The organism is Arthrobacter sp. HY1533, from assembly GCF_027568515.1.
Lineage (GTDB): Bacteria > Actinomycetota > Actinomycetes > Actinomycetales > Micrococcaceae > Specibacter.
In genome coordinates, this window is sequence record NZ_JANKZF010000013.1 from 37,698 (window position 1) to 52,158 (window position 14,461).

Annotated in this window: 12 protein-coding genes; 11 read left to right on the forward strand and 1 reads right to left on the reverse strand. The window is 66.2% G+C overall.

Annotated features, from left to right (window positions below; genetic code table 11):
- The first annotated feature begins 66 nt into the window (after positions 1-66).
- From PCK14_RS11135 to PCK14_RS11185, 11 genes are all read left to right on the forward strand, one after another.
- A complete protein-coding gene (locus PCK14_RS11135; protein ID WP_269938561.1) occupies positions 67-744 on the forward strand; it encodes a TetR/AcrR family transcriptional regulator in 678 nt (225 codons plus the stop codon).
- 44 nt (positions 745-788) lie between these two features.
- Positions 789-2,006: an aminotransferase-like domain-containing protein gene (locus tag PCK14_RS11140; protein ID WP_269938562.1), complete on the forward strand. Its 1,218-nt coding sequence runs from the start codon at positions 789-791 to the stop codon at positions 2,004-2,006.
- Between the two features lie 159 nt (positions 2,007-2,165).
- Positions 2,166-3,677: a fumarylacetoacetate hydrolase family protein gene (locus PCK14_RS11145; protein ID WP_269938563.1), complete on the forward strand. Its 1,512-nt coding sequence runs from the start codon at positions 2,166-2,168 to the stop codon at positions 3,675-3,677.
- Positions 3,674-5,173 (forward strand): 5-carboxymethyl-2-hydroxymuconate semialdehyde dehydrogenase, encoded by a 1,500-nt coding sequence (gene hpaE / locus PCK14_RS11150; RefSeq protein WP_269938564.1) that lies wholly within the window; start codon positions 3,674-3,676, stop codon positions 5,171-5,173. The genes PCK14_RS11145 and hpaE overlap by 4 nt, the downstream gene beginning before the upstream one ends.
- The gene (gene hpaD / locus PCK14_RS11155) at positions 5,170-6,261 is read left to right on the forward strand and encodes a 3,4-dihydroxyphenylacetate 2,3-dioxygenase (RefSeq protein WP_269938565.1); all 1,092 of its coding nucleotides are present in this window, start codon (positions 5,170-5,172) and stop codon (positions 6,259-6,261) included. The genes hpaE and hpaD overlap by 4 nt, the downstream gene beginning before the upstream one ends.
- An 11-nt stretch (positions 6,262-6,272) precedes the next feature.
- Positions 6,273-7,058, forward strand: coding sequence for a 2-oxo-hept-4-ene-1,7-dioate hydratase (gene hpaH, locus PCK14_RS11160; RefSeq protein WP_269938566.1), 786 nt, complete (start codon positions 6,273-6,275; stop codon positions 7,056-7,058).
- Complete coding sequence (locus tag PCK14_RS11165; protein ID WP_269938567.1) at positions 7,043-7,825, forward strand: HpcH/HpaI aldolase family protein; 783 nt, start codon at positions 7,043-7,045, stop codon at positions 7,823-7,825. The genes hpaH and PCK14_RS11165 overlap by 16 nt, the downstream gene beginning before the upstream one ends.
- 114 nt (positions 7,826-7,939) lie before the next feature.
- Positions 7,940-9,010, forward strand: a complete 1,071-nt coding sequence (locus PCK14_RS11170; RefSeq protein WP_269938568.1) for an endonuclease/exonuclease/phosphatase family protein — start codon at positions 7,940-7,942, stop codon at positions 9,008-9,010.
- A gap of 170 nt (positions 9,011-9,180) precedes the next feature.
- Positions 9,181-9,780 carry an RNA polymerase sigma factor gene (locus PCK14_RS11175; protein ID WP_269938569.1) on the forward strand — a complete coding sequence of 200 codons (600 nt, stop codon included), beginning with the start codon at positions 9,181-9,183 and terminating at the stop codon, positions 9,778-9,780.
- The gene (locus PCK14_RS11180) at positions 9,777-10,538 is read left to right on the forward strand and encodes a peptidase M56 family protein (protein WP_269938570.1); all 762 of its coding nucleotides are present in this window, start codon (positions 9,777-9,779) and stop codon (positions 10,536-10,538) included. The genes PCK14_RS11175 and PCK14_RS11180 overlap by 4 nt, the downstream gene beginning before the upstream one ends.
- Before the next feature lie 72 nt (positions 10,539-10,610).
- Entirely contained in the window at positions 10,611-13,385 is a 2,775-nt protein-coding gene (locus tag PCK14_RS11185; RefSeq protein ID WP_269938571.1) for an AAA domain-containing protein, read from the forward strand.
- On the opposite strand, the gene PCK14_RS11190 is transcribed toward PCK14_RS11185, so the two are convergent.
- Positions 13,382-14,206 carry a VOC family protein gene (locus PCK14_RS11190; RefSeq protein ID WP_269938572.1) on the reverse strand — a complete coding sequence of 275 codons (825 nt, stop codon included), beginning with the start codon at positions 14,204-14,206 and terminating at the stop codon, positions 13,382-13,384. The genes PCK14_RS11185 and PCK14_RS11190 overlap by 4 nt on opposite strands.
- Between the last annotated feature and the right edge of the window lie 255 nt (positions 14,207-14,461).

Genomic DNA, 14,461 nt, shown 5'->3' on the forward strand with positions numbered 1-14,461 from the left:
CGCTGCACAGCTAGGCTGAAACCATCCGTGCGCGGGCATCCATTCGCGCAACGTCAAGGGAGAACCATGAATCCGGGTCAACGCAAGCGAACACATGCCGTCACCGACGAGGCCATCGCCGAGCGGCGTGAAACCATTGCCGCCCACGCGGCGGACATCATCGCCGGATCAGGGGTCGAGGGCTGCACCTTCGGGGCCGTCTCCGACTCGACAGGGTTCAGCGTGGGCATGATCCAGCACCATTTCCGCACCCGCGAGCGCCTGGTGCTGGCCTCCGTTGAATACAGGACAACGGCGTCCGTCAGGGAATGGCAAACCATCCATTCGGCCGGGACGGGGGCCCTTGAACGGCTGCACGACCTGCTGACATTTGCCGTGGAGGGCGAGGCCACCTTTGAACAGGCCTGGGGGTTTTGGATCGAGGTCTACTCGGCGGCCCACAAGGACCCGAACATCCGCGTGCATGTGGCCAACACTCTGCTTGCATGGCGGCGGATCTTCGAGGAAACCCTGGACGAGGCCGTCCAGGAGGGCCTGATCAAGCCCTTCCATGAACCGGAGGTTCTCGCCACCTTGCTGCTTGCGGTCATTGACGGGCTGGCCATCCAGGCCCTGAACGGCATCTACGACAGCAGCCCGGCCAAGATGATTGACACCCTGCGGCGCTTCGCCGCCCACGAATTTGGCATCGATGAACAGAGCTTTGTCCGCCGGGACCTTGAACTCAAGGAACCGGCCCTCTAGCTGTGCACACCGCCGCCCCACACTTTCTCTCCACAAAGGACGCCATGACAGAGACCGCCAGCATCTCCCTGCACACCCTCCGCTTTGCCGACCGGGCCGAGGGCTACCACCCCTCCCCCGTGCGCGAGGTGTTCGAGGTGTCCATGCAGCCAAACATGATCTCGCTGGCCGGCGGAAACCCGGACCTTGCCGGGCTGCCGCTGGAGCGGATTGCAGACATGGCGCACAGCCTGATTTCCGAACGCGGGCTCGAGGCGCTGCAATACGGTTCCGGCGCCGGCACCCCGGAACTCCAGGCCCTGGTCTGTGAGGTCATGGCATTGGAGGGCATCGAGGCTGATCCCGAAAACGTGCAAATCACCTCCGGCTCGCAGATGGGGCTCGAGCTCATCACCAAGTTGTTCTGCAACCCCGGCGACGTGATCCTGGCCGAGGGGCCCAGCTATGTGGGCGCCCTGGGCACCTTCGAGGGGCTCCAGGCCGAGGTGGTCCAGGTCCCCATGGATGAGGAAGGTCTCGTGCCGGGACAGCTGCGGGCCGCCATTGCCTCGCTCAAGGCCGCAGGCAAGACCATCAAGTTCCTGTACACCATCCCCAACTTCAACAACCCGGCCGGCACCAGCCTTGCGGTGGGGCGCCGGCAGGAGATTGTGGACATTGCCCGCGCCGAGGGCATCGCCATTGTGGAGGACAACCCGTACGGGCTGCTCAGCTTCGATGGCAGCTACAAGGCAGCCCTGCACACCCTGGACCCCGAGAACGTGATCTACCTGGGCTCCTTCTCCAAGATCTTCTCCCCCGGGCTGCGGGTGGGCTGGGTCCTGGCCCCTGCAGAGGTCCGCAAGCGCCTCCAGCTGGCGGCGGAGGCCACCACCATTTGCCCGTCGGTGCTGAGCCAGATGCTGGTGGAGAGCTACATCTCCGGGTTCGACTGGCGCCAGCACGTGCGCGACGCCTGCCGCACCTACGCGAGCCGCTGCCAGGCCACCCTTGACGCCCTGGCGGAATACATGCCCGCCGGCACCACCTGGACCCGGCCCACCGGCGGCTTTTTCACCTGGATCACCCTGCCCGAAGGCATCTCCACCGAGGCCCTGCTCCAGCCGGCCATCGACTCCGGAGTGGTTTTTGTCCCCGGCAGCGCCTTCTTCGCCCATGCAGCCGGTGAAAACCAGTTCCGTGTCGCCTTCTCCTTCGAGAGCGAGGAATCCTTGCGCGAAGGCATCCGCCGGCTCGGCGCAGCCATGGCAACCCTGGCATAGAAGACCTCCCGCGCCCGGCCGGGCATGGTTGACGCGGCGGCGGTGGCGGCGGAAGCTAGAGCATGTGGTCCCCCGGCCCCTTGGGGCGGGGGACCTGCTTCCCCGCCGCGGCCGGCACCGGCCGCGGCGCAACATGCGAGAAACACATCGGAGTGATTCTTGGAACAGGTCTCAGCAGGCACGCTCAGGCAGGCTGGCAAGGTCATTGCCGTCCATGTGGCCTACCGCTCGCGCGCCGAACAACGTGGCCTCACCCCGCAAGAGCCGTCCTATTTCCTCAAGGCCAGCTCCTCGCTGAGCCTGGACGGGGCGCAGGTGGAACGCCCGGCCGGCTGTGAACTGCTGGCCTTTGAAGGGGAGATAGCCCTCGTGGTGGGAACCGCAGCCCGCCACGTCAGCCCCGCCGATGCTTGGGCGCACATTGGCTTCGTCACGGCGGCCAACGACTTGGGCGTCCACGACCTCCGGTATGCGGACAAGGGCTCCAACGTCCGCTCCAAGTCCGGCGATGGCTACACCCCGCTTGGCCCCGGGCTCATCCCCGCCGCGGGCATTGACCCGACCGGGCTTCGCGTCCGGACCTGGCTCAACGGCAGCCCCGTCCAGGAGGACAGCAGCGCAGGGCTGCTGTTTCCCTTCAGCCAGATTGTGGCCGACCTGTCCCAGCTCATGACGCTGGAACCCGGCGACATCATCCTCACGGGAACCCCGGCAGGGTCCTCCGTTGCCCTGCCGGGGGACGTGGTGGAGGTGGAGGTGGACGTCCCCGTCATGGGGCTTTCCACCGGCAGGCTGCGCACCACTGTGGTCCAGGGCCAGACACCCATGGCCCCGTACGGCAGTGTCCCCCGGGCCACCGATGCCGAGCGCGAATTGGCCTGGGGCTCGGCGGAGGCCGCCGGGCTCCCCACTGCATCCTCCGCCCCGCCCGCACAGGCCAAGGGCGCGCCTCCCGCCCTTGCTGAAACGCTGCGCCTCAAGCTGGAATCCGTTGGCACCGCCACCCTCAGCGCCCAGCTGCGCAAGCGCGGCCTGGACCACGTGAGCATCGACGGCCTGGCTTCCACCCGGCCGGGCCTGCGGATCGTGGGCACCGCCCGCACACTGCGCTTCGTGCCCAACCGCGAAGACCTCTTCGCCCAGCACGGCGGCGGCTACAACGCCCAGAAACGCATCATCAACACCCTCAACGACGGCGACGTGCTGGTCATGGAGGCCCGCGGCGAAACGGGCGCCGGAACCGTGGGCGACGTTCTGGCCCTGCGCGCCCAGGTCAGGGGCGCCGCGGCCATCGTGACCGACGGCGGCGTGCGGGACATTGCCGCCGTGGCCGCACTGGACATGCCCGTCTTCCATGCCGGGGCCCACCCCGCCGTCCTGGGCCGCAAGCACATACCGTGGGACACGGACCTGACCATCTCCTGCGGCGGCGCCACCGTCCAGCCCGGCGACATCATTGTCGGCGACGACGACGGCGTGCTGGTCATCCCGCCGTCGTACGCGGAGGAAGTGGCGGACGCCGCCATCGCCGCCGAACACGAGGAGGAATTCATCGCCGCCATGGTGGCAGATGGCCACGGCGTGGAGGGCCTGTTCCCCCTGGACGCGCAGTGGCGGGCCCGGTTCCGCGACTGGGCGGCAACACATCCGAACAGGAAGGCCCAGCCATGACCGGCCATTTCATCCCTGACAGTCTCCCCACGCAGCTGCAGCACTATATTGACGGCGCCTGGGTGGACTCGGCAGGCGGGGAGCGCTTCAATGTGCTGGACCCGGTGTCCAACAGCAACTACGCAACGGCCGCGGCAGGGCAAAAAGCGGACATTGACCGCGCCGTGGAAGCAGCCACCCGCGCGTTCCGGGAAGGGCCATGGCCGGAAATGAAGGCCCGCGAGCGCGCCCGCGTGCTGAACCGTATTGCCGACGCCGTCGAGGGCCGCGAAGACCGGCTGGCCGAGCTGGAAACCTTCGACACCGGCCTGCCCATCACCCAGGCCCGCGGGCAGGCGCGGCGCGCGGCGGAGAACTTCCGCTTCTTCGCGGACCTGGTGGTGGCGCAGTTCGACGACGCCATGAAGGTCCCCGGCGCGCAGATCAACTACGTCAACCGCAAACCCGTGGGCGTGGCCGGGCTCATCACCCCGTGGAACACGCCGTTCATGCTGGAGTCCTGGAAACTGGCGCCCGCGCTCGCCGCCGGCTGCACAGTGGTGCTCAAGCCGGCCGAGTTCACGCCCCTGTCGGCTTCCCTGTGGGCCGGCATCTTCGAGGAGGCCGGCCTGCCGCGCGGCGTCTTCAACCTGGTCAACGGCCTGGGCGAGGAGGCCGGGGACGCCCTGGTGAAGCACCCGGGCGTGCCGCTGATTTCCTTCACGGGCGAGACCACCACGGGGCAGACCATCTTTGCCAATGCGGCCCCGAACCTGAAGGGGCTGTCCATGGAGCTGGGCGGCAAGAGCCCGTGCGTGGTCTTCGCCGACGCTGACCTGGACGCCGCGGTCGATTCGGCCCTGTTCGGCGTGTTCTCGCTCAACGGCGAGCGCTGCACGGCCGGCTCGCGCATCCTCGTGGAGCGCAGCATCTACGGCGAGTTCTGCGAGAAGTTCGCGGCCCGGGCCCGGAACATTGTGGTGGGCGACCCCCACGATCCGCGCACCGAGGTGGGCGCCCTGGTCCACCCCGAGCACTACGCCAAGGTCATGAAGTACGTGGCCATCGGCAAATCAGAGGGCCGGCTGTTGGCCGGCGGTGGCCGCCCCGCCGGACTGGAGACGGGCAACTATGTTTCCCCCACGGTGTTTGCCGATGTGCGGCCCAACGCGCGGATTTTCCAGGAGGAGATCTTCGGCCCCGTGGTTGCCATCACCCCGTTTGCGGACGACGCCGGGGCGCTGGCCTTGGCGAATGGCGTCAAGTACGGCCTGGCCGCCTATGTGTGGACGAACGACCTTACCCGCGCCCACACCTTCGCGCAGGGACTGGAGGCCGGCATGGTGTGGCTGAACAGCCACAATGTGCGGGACCTGCGGACGCCTTTTGGCGGGGTCAAGGCCTCGGGGCTGGGCCACGAGGGCGGCTTCCGTTCCCTCGACTTCTACACGGAGCAACAGGCAGTCCACATCACGCTGGGCCACGTGGACACACCCAAATTCGGGGCAGCCAAATGACCGGCACCATCCCCACCCCCGCCCCGGACATTGTGCGCTGCGCCTACATGGAACTCGTGGTGACGGACCTGGCCGCCTCCCGAGCGTTCTATGTGGACCTGCTGGGCCTGCATGTCACCTGCGAGGATGCGGACACCATCCACCTGCGCACGCTGGAGGAGTTCATCCACCACAACCTGGTGCTGCGGCAGGGGCCCGTGGCAGCAACCGCCGTGGCAGCCTTCCGGGTGCGGACCGCGGCCGACGTCGACTTGGCCGAGGCCTACTACAGGGAGCTGGGCTGCCGCACGGAGCGGCGGAATGACGGCTTCACCAAGGGCATTGGCGACGCCGTCAGGGTGGAGGATCCGCTGGGGTTTCCCTACGAGTTCTTTTACGAGACCACCCACGTGGAGCGGCTGACCCAGCGCTACGATCTCTACAGCGCCGGTGAACTGGTCCGGCTGGACCACTTCAACCAGGTCACCCCCGACGTTGAGGCCGGCCAAAAGTACCTTCAGGGGCTGGGTTTCCGTGTCTCCGAGGACATCCGGGACGACGCCGGAACCACCTATGCGGTCTGGATGCACCGCAAGCAGACAGTCCACGACACAGCACTGACCGGCGGCGACGGGCCGCGCATGCACCACCTCGCCTTCGCCGTGCACGAGAAACACAATGTCCTGCAAATCTGCGACAAGATGGGCGCCCTGCGCATCTCCGACCGGATTGAGCGCGGCCCTGGCAGGCACGGGGTGTCCAACGCGTTCTACCTGTACATCCTTGACCCGGACGGGCACCGCGTGGAGATCTACACGCAGGACTACTACACGGGCGACCCCGACAACCCCGTGGTCAGCTGGGACGTCCACGACAACCAGCGCCGCGACTGGTGGGGCAACCCCGTAGTCCCGTCCTGGTACACCAACGCCTCCCGGGTCCTGGACCTGGACGGAAACCTCCAGCCCCTGCGCAGGGCCGCAGGCAGCTCCGAGCAGGACGTCACGGTGGGCGCCGACGGCTTCTCGTATACACGGCCGCCCGCGGATGGGTCCGGCGGCGGCGGGTCCGGCGAGAACCGGGGCTTCAAGCTGGGCGGGCAGCTGTGACGGGGCCGGGCGTGCTTGACGACGCCACGATTGAGGCAATCGCCGACGAGCTCGTGGAGGCCGGGCGGACCCGGACCCCCGTGCCGCTGCTGACCGCCCGCCACCCGGGCATGACCGTGGAGGACGCGTACCGGGTGCAAAAGCTGTGGCGGGAACGCGGCGAAGCGGCCGGGAGGGTCGTGGCCGGACACAAGATCGGGTTGACGTCGCGGGCCATGCAGCAGGCCACAGGCATCACGGAGCCGGACTATGGCGTCATTTTCAATGACGCCATCCTGGAGAACGGCTGCACCGTGGATTGGGCCGCCTACACACATCCGCGCATCGAGGTGGAGCTGGCGTTCCTGCTCAAGGAGGACCTCCACGGACCGGATGTGACCCTGCCCGAGGTGCTGCGCGCCACCGAGTACGTGGTGCCCGCCCTGGAAATCCTGGACTCCCGGATTGAGATGGAAGGGCGGACCATTGTGGACACCATCAGTGACAACGCAGCCCTGGGCGCCATGGTGGTGGGCGGAACACCCGTGCAGCCGGACGCCGTGGACCTCCGCTGGGCCGCGGCCATCCTGTTCCGCAACGAGGTAGTGGAAGAGACAGGCGTGGCCGCGGGCGTGCTGAACCACCCGGCGTCGGGCGTGGCCTGGCTGGCCAACAAGCTCGCCGCCCACGGGGAAGCGCTCAAGGCCGGGGAGATCATCCTGGCCGGCTCCTTCACCCGCCCGCTGTGGCTTGGCCGGGGCGACACCATTTTTGCCGACTACGGAAGGCTGGGGACCATCACATGCCATTTCCAGTAACCCCCGACCCCTCGCTCAAGGATGCGCTCGCAGCCGCCGGCCGGCCGCTTGTGGGCATGTGGGTGAACTCGGGCAGCGCGCTCGTGGCGGAGATCTGTGCCGGTTCGGGCCTGGACGCCGTGGTGATTGACGGCGAGCACGGACCCAACGGGCTTCCTGGCATCTTGGCCCAACTGCAGGCGGTGCGAGGCCATCCCGTCACGGCCGTGGTCCGCCCGCCGGTCAACGACACCGTGGTGATCAAGCAGTACCTGGACATCGGCGTGCAGTCGCTGCTCATCCCCATGGTCCACACTGCGGCCGAGGCTGCGGCGGCCGTGGCTGCCACGCGGTACCCGCCGGAGGGTGTGCGCGGGGTGGGCTCGGCCCTGGCCCGCTCCTCACGCTGGAACCGGTTCCCGGACTATGCGGGGCAGGCATCGTCCACCATCACCGTCATGGTGCAGCTGGAATCTGCGCAGGCCGTGGACAACGTGGCCGGGATTCTGGCCGTGGACGGGGTCGACGGCGTCTTCCTCGGCCCGGCCGACCTCGCCGCCTCAATGGGTTGGCTGGGGCAGCAGGAACACCCCGAGGTGCTGGCCGCCGTCGAACATTGCATAGCGGCGGCGAAAGCTGCCGGGAAGCCCGTGGGCGTCAACGCCTTTGCGCCAGCCACGGCGCGGCACTACCTGGATGCCGGGGTTGACTTCATCCTGGTGGGCGCCGACGTCACGCTGCTGGCCCGCGGCAGCGAGGGCCTGGCCGCCGCCTACATTCCGCAGTAGCGGCGCGGCGATTAATGTTCACTTTGAGTTAATTTGACGCATACCACTAGTTGCCAGTCACGATCATTCAGTCCTGCTAGCGTGTGAAACCCAATCCACCAAAGAAGGTCATCAATGAACCAGGTTTCACGCCGCAGCATCGTTCGAGGAATTACCGGCGCCGCGGCACTAGGCGCACTTTCCGTGGCGGGAGCCGCCACGGCAACGGCAGCACCGTCCAAGAGCACACTCAAGGTCCTGGTGCTCAATGCCTGGCACGGCGGCAAGCAGATCGCCGGCGGCGTCGGCATGATCGCGGACATCATCAAGGAATCCGGCGCCACCTTGGTCTTTATCCCGGAAGCCAATGAGACCACGCCGAGCATCGTGGCCAAGCTCAATGCCCAGGGACTGAGTTTTCAGTACCGGATCACCGGGGACAACGCCATCATCTCGGCGTACCCCATCGGCGAGGCGACCTCGCTTCCCTACATGGCCAAGGCGGTGGTGACAGTGGGTTCCGTTGAAATCGCAGCCTACGCAGCCCACCTGCAGTACCGGTGGTACGCAACGTACCTGCCCCGCGCTTATGGCCCGGGCTCGCCCAGCGGCGAGTTTTCCCAGTACGGCTGGAACAAGATTCCCAGCGGCCCGGTGACCGATGCGGCTGCAGTGCACCGGGTCAATGAGGCCTCCGGACGCCCCCAGGTGATCGCACAGTTCATCGCCGACGCGGCAAAGGAGCGCGACCTTGGACGCGCCGTGATTCTGGGCGGCGATTTCAATGAGCCCTCAACACTGGACTGGACGCACCGCACCGCGCAGCTGTTCGACCACAATGGCGTGGTCCTGCGCTGGGGTTCCACGCAGGCACTGGAAGATGCCGGATACGTGGATGCCTACCGTCGCCAGCACCCGAACCCCGTGACCCACCCTGGATTCACGTGGCCCGCCAGCAACCCCAATTCCCCCGTGAGCGTCCTGACTTGGGCGCCCGAGGCTGATGAGCGGGACCGCATTGACTACGTTTTCCACCACCCCGATTCCCGGCTGAAGCTGACGGATGCACACGTGGTGGGACCGCGCGCAACCATCGTTCGGAACCAGCGCGTGGTTGAGCCCGGCAAGGACGAGTTCCTGCTGGCCGATGCGCCGTGGCCCACGGACCACAAGGGAGTCCTGGCCAGCTACACGGTCCGCCGCTAACGCTGTCCGCCCGGCGGTCCAGCCGCCGGTTTCTGCGCCCACGGAACATTGCCACTTTCCCGGCAAGGTTCCGTGGGCGCTGCAGGTTAATCAACACTGCCGCCACGGCATGAATGGTGCTGGCCGCCGATTGCCTGAAACCTTTCGCCTCCTGCCGGACAATACAGGGCATGGGGAACAACCAGTTCAGCGATGGGGAGCTCTGGTCGCGCAGCCTCAATGGCGACGGCGACGCCTTTGGCCTGCTTTTCGACCGGCACAGGGACCGGGTTTTCCGCCACGCCCACCGCCTCTGCCCCGGGCGCCATGACGCCGAAGACGTCTTGGCCACGGCGTTCCTGGAACTGTGGCGTCGCAGGGACAGGGTGAGGCTGGTGGACGGTTCGATTCTGCCCTGGTTGCTGGTGACAACCACCAACGTGGCCCGCAACTCGCGACGGTCGGCCTTCCGCTACCGCAAGCTTCTCAACTCGCTCCCCCGGCCGGACGACGCCGGTGATCCCCTGGAGGAGGTTCTCTTGCGCAACCCCCTCGAGGCTGTTGACCACGAGCTGGCGGCTGCGCTGCGCGGCCTTGGTGCGATGGATCAGCAACTGATCTCGCTGGTGGCATTGGAGGGCTACACGGTTGCGGCTGCGGCGACCGTGCTGGGCCTGACGCCGTCGGCCGCCAAAACGCGGCTGTTCCGGGCCCGTGAGCGGCTCAAGGGCGCCATGGGCCAACCAAGCCACGGGGCCCGGCAACCGATGATGAACGGAGAACTGCCATGAACCAACAAGGCGCAGACGACACTTTCAGCAAGGCCCTGCGCCGCGTTCTGGTGTCCCGGGTAGAGGAGTCTGCCCTGCCCCGGATGCGACGGCGCCGCCGGCTGTGGATGGGGGCGGGGGTATTTGCCGGGGCCGGCCTGCTGGGCGGGATTGGAGCTGCCGCGGCCGGAATTCTCACCCTTCCCGGCGGCGATGCCGTCACACCGCTGGCCGCGCCGGTGACCGGAAGCTACACCGGGTCAGCCACCGTTGACCTGGGCCCCATTCCCGAGGGCGTCACGAATGTTGCCATCGAGCTGACCTGCCTTTCCCCCGGCCGGCTGGCATTCGAGGACGGCGCCAGCATTGTCTGTTCCGACTCGGATGTTGGCACCGGGTCCTTCAGCGGCGGCTACAGCATTCCCGTTTCTGCGGGCCAGCACACCATCACCATCACGGCGGACCCGGCCGCACGTTGGAGTCTCAAGGCCAGCTACGTGCGGCAAACCACCACCGAATGGGGCACCAATGCCCGGGGAGAAAGTTATGGCGTCCAGAACGGCAACGGCACCCCGGACTTGATCGCCGTCGTCGCAAGCAACGGGAAAGTTGGCTACGCCCGGAGCGCCGAGCTGGACAACGCCGGCGGAGCTGATTTCAAGAGCCCCGAGGAGGCCATCGCCTGGCAAAACGAGCACAAGGGAAAGTCGGTCAGTGTTCCGGTCTACGAATCCGACGGAACAACACGCGTGGGCGAATTCATCCTGGGTGGCCCATAGCCTGACGTTTCCGGCCAGGCGGTGTGCGTAGACTTCGAGCCAGGAGCAGCAACCGAGCCGCAAGGAGCCGCCGTGACAGACCCGCGACGCCAGGCGGTCCTTGTCCGGCCAAGTGGCGGCGGGGCCTTCGCCGACAAGTCCTCCGACGTGCTTCAGGTGCGCACAGACCCGGGCTACACCTGGCTGACCTACCGCTCCGCCCGCGGCGAAAAGGAATACAAGCACCGTACGGAAAACGTGGCTGTCGTGGGCAACCCGGCAGGAGGGCCGCTGGCCGCGGGAATGCGCGTGGCTGTCAGCGGGGCCATGTGGGAGAACGCCGTCGAGGCCTGGCGATTTGATGGCCCGGATGCATCTTGGTGGCACATCGTCTACACGACTGACAGCGGGGAGGGCTATGCCAGCCGGCCTGACCACGAGGTGGAATTCCGCCAAGACGCCACGGCCTTGCCCCGGGCCGCGGACATTCTCAGCTACTGGCGCAGGATCGTGGCCGGACTCGCCCCGACGGACCCGCTCGGCTTGTCCTATGAACGGCTGGGCTTTGTCGACTCCAAGAGTGCCCTGGGCAGTTTCCTCAGCGGGGCGGCCATTGAACCGGCAACAACGCCAGGCACCCTGCTTTTCCCGTTTTCCGCCAGCTTGAGCCAGCGCGAGGCGGTCGGCACATGCCTGGCCAACACCGTTTCGGTCATTGACGGGCCGCCGGGCACCGGCAAGACACAGACCATCCTGAACCTGGTTGCCAACATCATTGCCACGCCCGGGGCGACGGTCGGGATCGTTTCCTACAACAACTCAGCGGTGGACAACGTCAGGGAAAAGCTTGAAGACGAAGGGTTCGGCCATGTGGTGGCCGGATTGGGGCGTAGTGAGAAGAGAGCCGAGTTTTTTGAGGGCCAGGATGCCAGGAACGCACATATTGACAGCTTGCTGGGAGCCGGTGCCGAGCCTTTGCCGGCGGCGGAGCAAATTGCCGACGTCGGCCGCCGTCTGCAGGTGTTGCAGGAAACGGAGCTGCAGCTTGCCCACTTGCGGCAGGAGCACGATGCGTACCAGCTCGAGTTCCGCCACTTCCAGCAGCACTTTGAGAGCCACAGCCCGTCCGGGCTCGAGGGGCACCGGCTCCTGAAGCGGCCGTCCGGGCGCATCTTGGACTTCCTGGCGGAAACGGCGCTCTCCCGTGCAGAGCGGAACCCCGTCCGGCGACTGGTTCAAGGCATCAGGAGATACTTCCAGTACGGCTCCACGAGAGGCATTGACCCGGGAAGCACTGACACCGTACTGCAACTGCAAAGGGCGTACTACGGGAACAAGATCAATGAGTTGGAGCAAAGGATTGTTGAGGCAGAGCAGGCTCTGGCCAATGCCGACATGAGTGCCTTGGCCCAGGAACAACGGCGGCTTTCCAACCAGGCACTCCGTGGCCTGCTGCATCGGCGCTATGCCCAAATTCCACGGACGGTCTTCAGCCCCGCCAGGTACAAGCAGGATTTCGGGAAGTTCGTCCTGGACTACCCCGTCATCCTCAGCACCTGCCATTCGCTGGGAAACAGCCTGCCCCGGGGCTTCCTGCTCGATTACCTGATCATCGACGAGTCCTCCCAGGTGGACCTCCTTACCGCGGGGTTGGCCCTGAAGAATGCCCGGAACGTGATCGTTGTGGGCGATCTCCAGCAACTCCAGCACATCCCGGACACCGAGGCCGGTTCCGGCGCGGGCCCCGCACCGGCGACCGCCTATGACTATGTGCAGCACAACATCTTGTCGTCCATGATCGCCCTGCACGGCGAGAGCCTCCCCCGAACCATGCTCCGCGAGCACTACCGTTGCGATCCGGCCATCATCAGTTTCTGCAACAAGAAGTTCTACAACGGACAGCTGGTGCCCTACACGTCCTCTGATGCCGGGGTGCAGCCGCTAAGAATAGTGCGCACCACCCCGGGAAACCACATGCGGGTGCACCACGAACCTGGCCGGAGCAACCAGCGCGAGATTGATGTGGTGGCCCAGGAGGTCATCAAGGAATACTTTGCCGACGTGGACCCGGACAAGATTGGCATTGCCACACCCTACCGGCAGCAGGCGGGCAAGTTCTCCGAGCAGTTGGCGGGCATCCAGTCCAGCACTGTCCACAAGTTCCAGGGCCGCGCGAAGGACATCGTCATCATGAGCACCGTGCTGGACGGGCAGGAGTCCAACAAGAAGGCCCTGGACTTCGTGGACGATCCCCACCTGGTCAATGTGGCCGTGTCACGGGCCGCCAAGCAGTTCGTGCTGGTCACCACCCACAACATGCTGCCACAGAGCCGCAATCTTCGGGACCTGGTCCACTGGATCCAGTACAACAATCCGGGCCAGGAGGTGGTGGACAGCACCATCATCTCGGTTTTCGACCTGCTCTACCGGGACTACTCACCGCGGTTGAATCAATTGGCCGCCCGGCTGATCCAAACCTCCGAATTCGCCTCTGAAAACATTGTCTGGACAGTGCTCCAAGATCTGTTGGCGGAGGACGCGTACACCGATTTCGTGGCCACGAACCAGGTGGTCCTGCGCGATCTGCTCCCTGATCAGACCCGGCTGACGGCAGACCAGGCGGCCTATGTGGGGCACCGCGCCACGACTCTGGACTTTGTTATCTACAACCGCATCACGAACAGGCTGGCCTTCGCGATCGAGGTTGACGGGTTCGCCTTCCATGAAAACAACCCGGCGCAGACGCGGCGGGATGCACTCAAAGATGCCATCTGCGCCACCCACCACATTCCCCTGTTGCGGCTGAGAACCACGGGCAGCGGCGAGGAGGCGCAGCTGCGCCAGTGGCTTGATCGAAGTCTCCGCTAGGAGGACGGGGGCGTGAACTGGCTGGCGGTGAACACGGCGCCTTGGGGGTCGCGGATTAGGGCCGAGCGGGTCCAGTAGTCGTCGCTTTGGCCCAGGACGGTGGCACCGAGCCGTTCGGCATCAGCCACCGTCTTGTCCCGGTCTGCCACGGTAAAGGAGACATGCCAGCGAGGTGGTTCATTGGGGGCCGCGTCCGCGATCCATGCAATGGCGTCCTCGAAGCCAGACGGGGTGGCCACATTGGCCTGTCGCGCCCTGATGCCGGGATCGATGGTCGCCTCAAGGTGGTCGCCGTAGCCGGGCCGGCGGATGAGCTTGCCGAAGCCGAGGTCATCAACCTGCCAGCCAAACGCCTCGCCGTAGAACGCGATCGCGGCGCCGGAATCAGAGGTGTGGAGATCGCTGAAGTTCCAGGCCCCTGGCACATTGGCCACCTGTGACCCCATGCGCCGCCTGGCCTGCCAAATGCGGAATTCGGCGCCTTCAGGGTCGGAAAGGACTGCCCCGCGACCGCCTTCCCCCGCGTCGGCCGGAGGCGATTCCAGCTTTGCACCTGCGGCGAGCAGCCGAGCCGAGGAGGCATCGGCGTCGTCCACGGCAATGTACGTGTTCCACGCCGCGGCACTTTTCTGTGTGCCGGCCATCCCGCCAACATCCTGGCCATCGAGCCTGGCTATCAGGTAGCGGCCCGGCGCGTCAGGCGGCATGACGTCCTGGAATGTCCAACCGAAGATTCCACCGTAAAACTCGATTGCCGCGTCGACGTCCGGCTGTTCCGTGTCGATCCAGCTCGGTACGCCCTGTGGGTAGGTTCGTTGCATAGAAATCCCGCTCCCGTCCTTGCCCAAAGCCTAGCGAGGATGGGACCGTCCGGGTACCCCGGATTCAAGCCGCCGTTTCCTTCGCGATTCGGTGCCGCTCCGACGGGTAGCCTTGGGCCATGCCATTTCCCCACCAGTCTCCCCCGGCCGACGCCCCGACACGCTCGACGCTGGGCGCTGCATTGGGATTGCTGGGCGCGTTGGTCCTCGGCTGTGTGGTGAGTTGGTGGATTTGCCTGGCCAATACGACAACAG

Coding starts and splice junctions, on each gene's coding strand:
- PCK14_RS11135 (WP_269938561.1), top strand. CDS start 67: ATGAATCCGGGTCAACGCAAGCGAACACATGCCGTCACCGACGAGGCC.
- PCK14_RS11190 (WP_269938572.1), bottom strand. CDS start 14,206: ATGCAACGAACCTACCCACAGGGCGTACCGAGCTGGATCGACACGGAA.
- PCK14_RS11140 (WP_269938562.1), top strand. CDS start 789: ATGACAGAGACCGCCAGCATCTCCCTGCACACCCTCCGCTTTGCCGAC.
- PCK14_RS11180 (WP_269938570.1), top strand. CDS start 9,777: ATGAACCAACAAGGCGCAGACGACACTTTCAGCAAGGCCCTGCGCCGC.
- PCK14_RS11165 (WP_269938567.1), top strand. CDS start 7,043: ATGCCATTTCCAGTAACCCCCGACCCCTCGCTCAAGGATGCGCTCGCA.
- PCK14_RS11175 (WP_269938569.1), top strand. CDS start 9,181: ATGGGGAACAACCAGTTCAGCGATGGGGAGCTCTGGTCGCGCAGCCTC.
- hpaD (WP_269938565.1), top strand. CDS start 5,170: ATGACCGGCACCATCCCCACCCCCGCCCCGGACATTGTGCGCTGCGCC.
- hpaE (WP_269938564.1), top strand. CDS start 3,674: ATGACCGGCCATTTCATCCCTGACAGTCTCCCCACGCAGCTGCAGCAC.
- PCK14_RS11170 (WP_269938568.1), top strand. CDS start 7,940: ATGAACCAGGTTTCACGCCGCAGCATCGTTCGAGGAATTACCGGCGCC.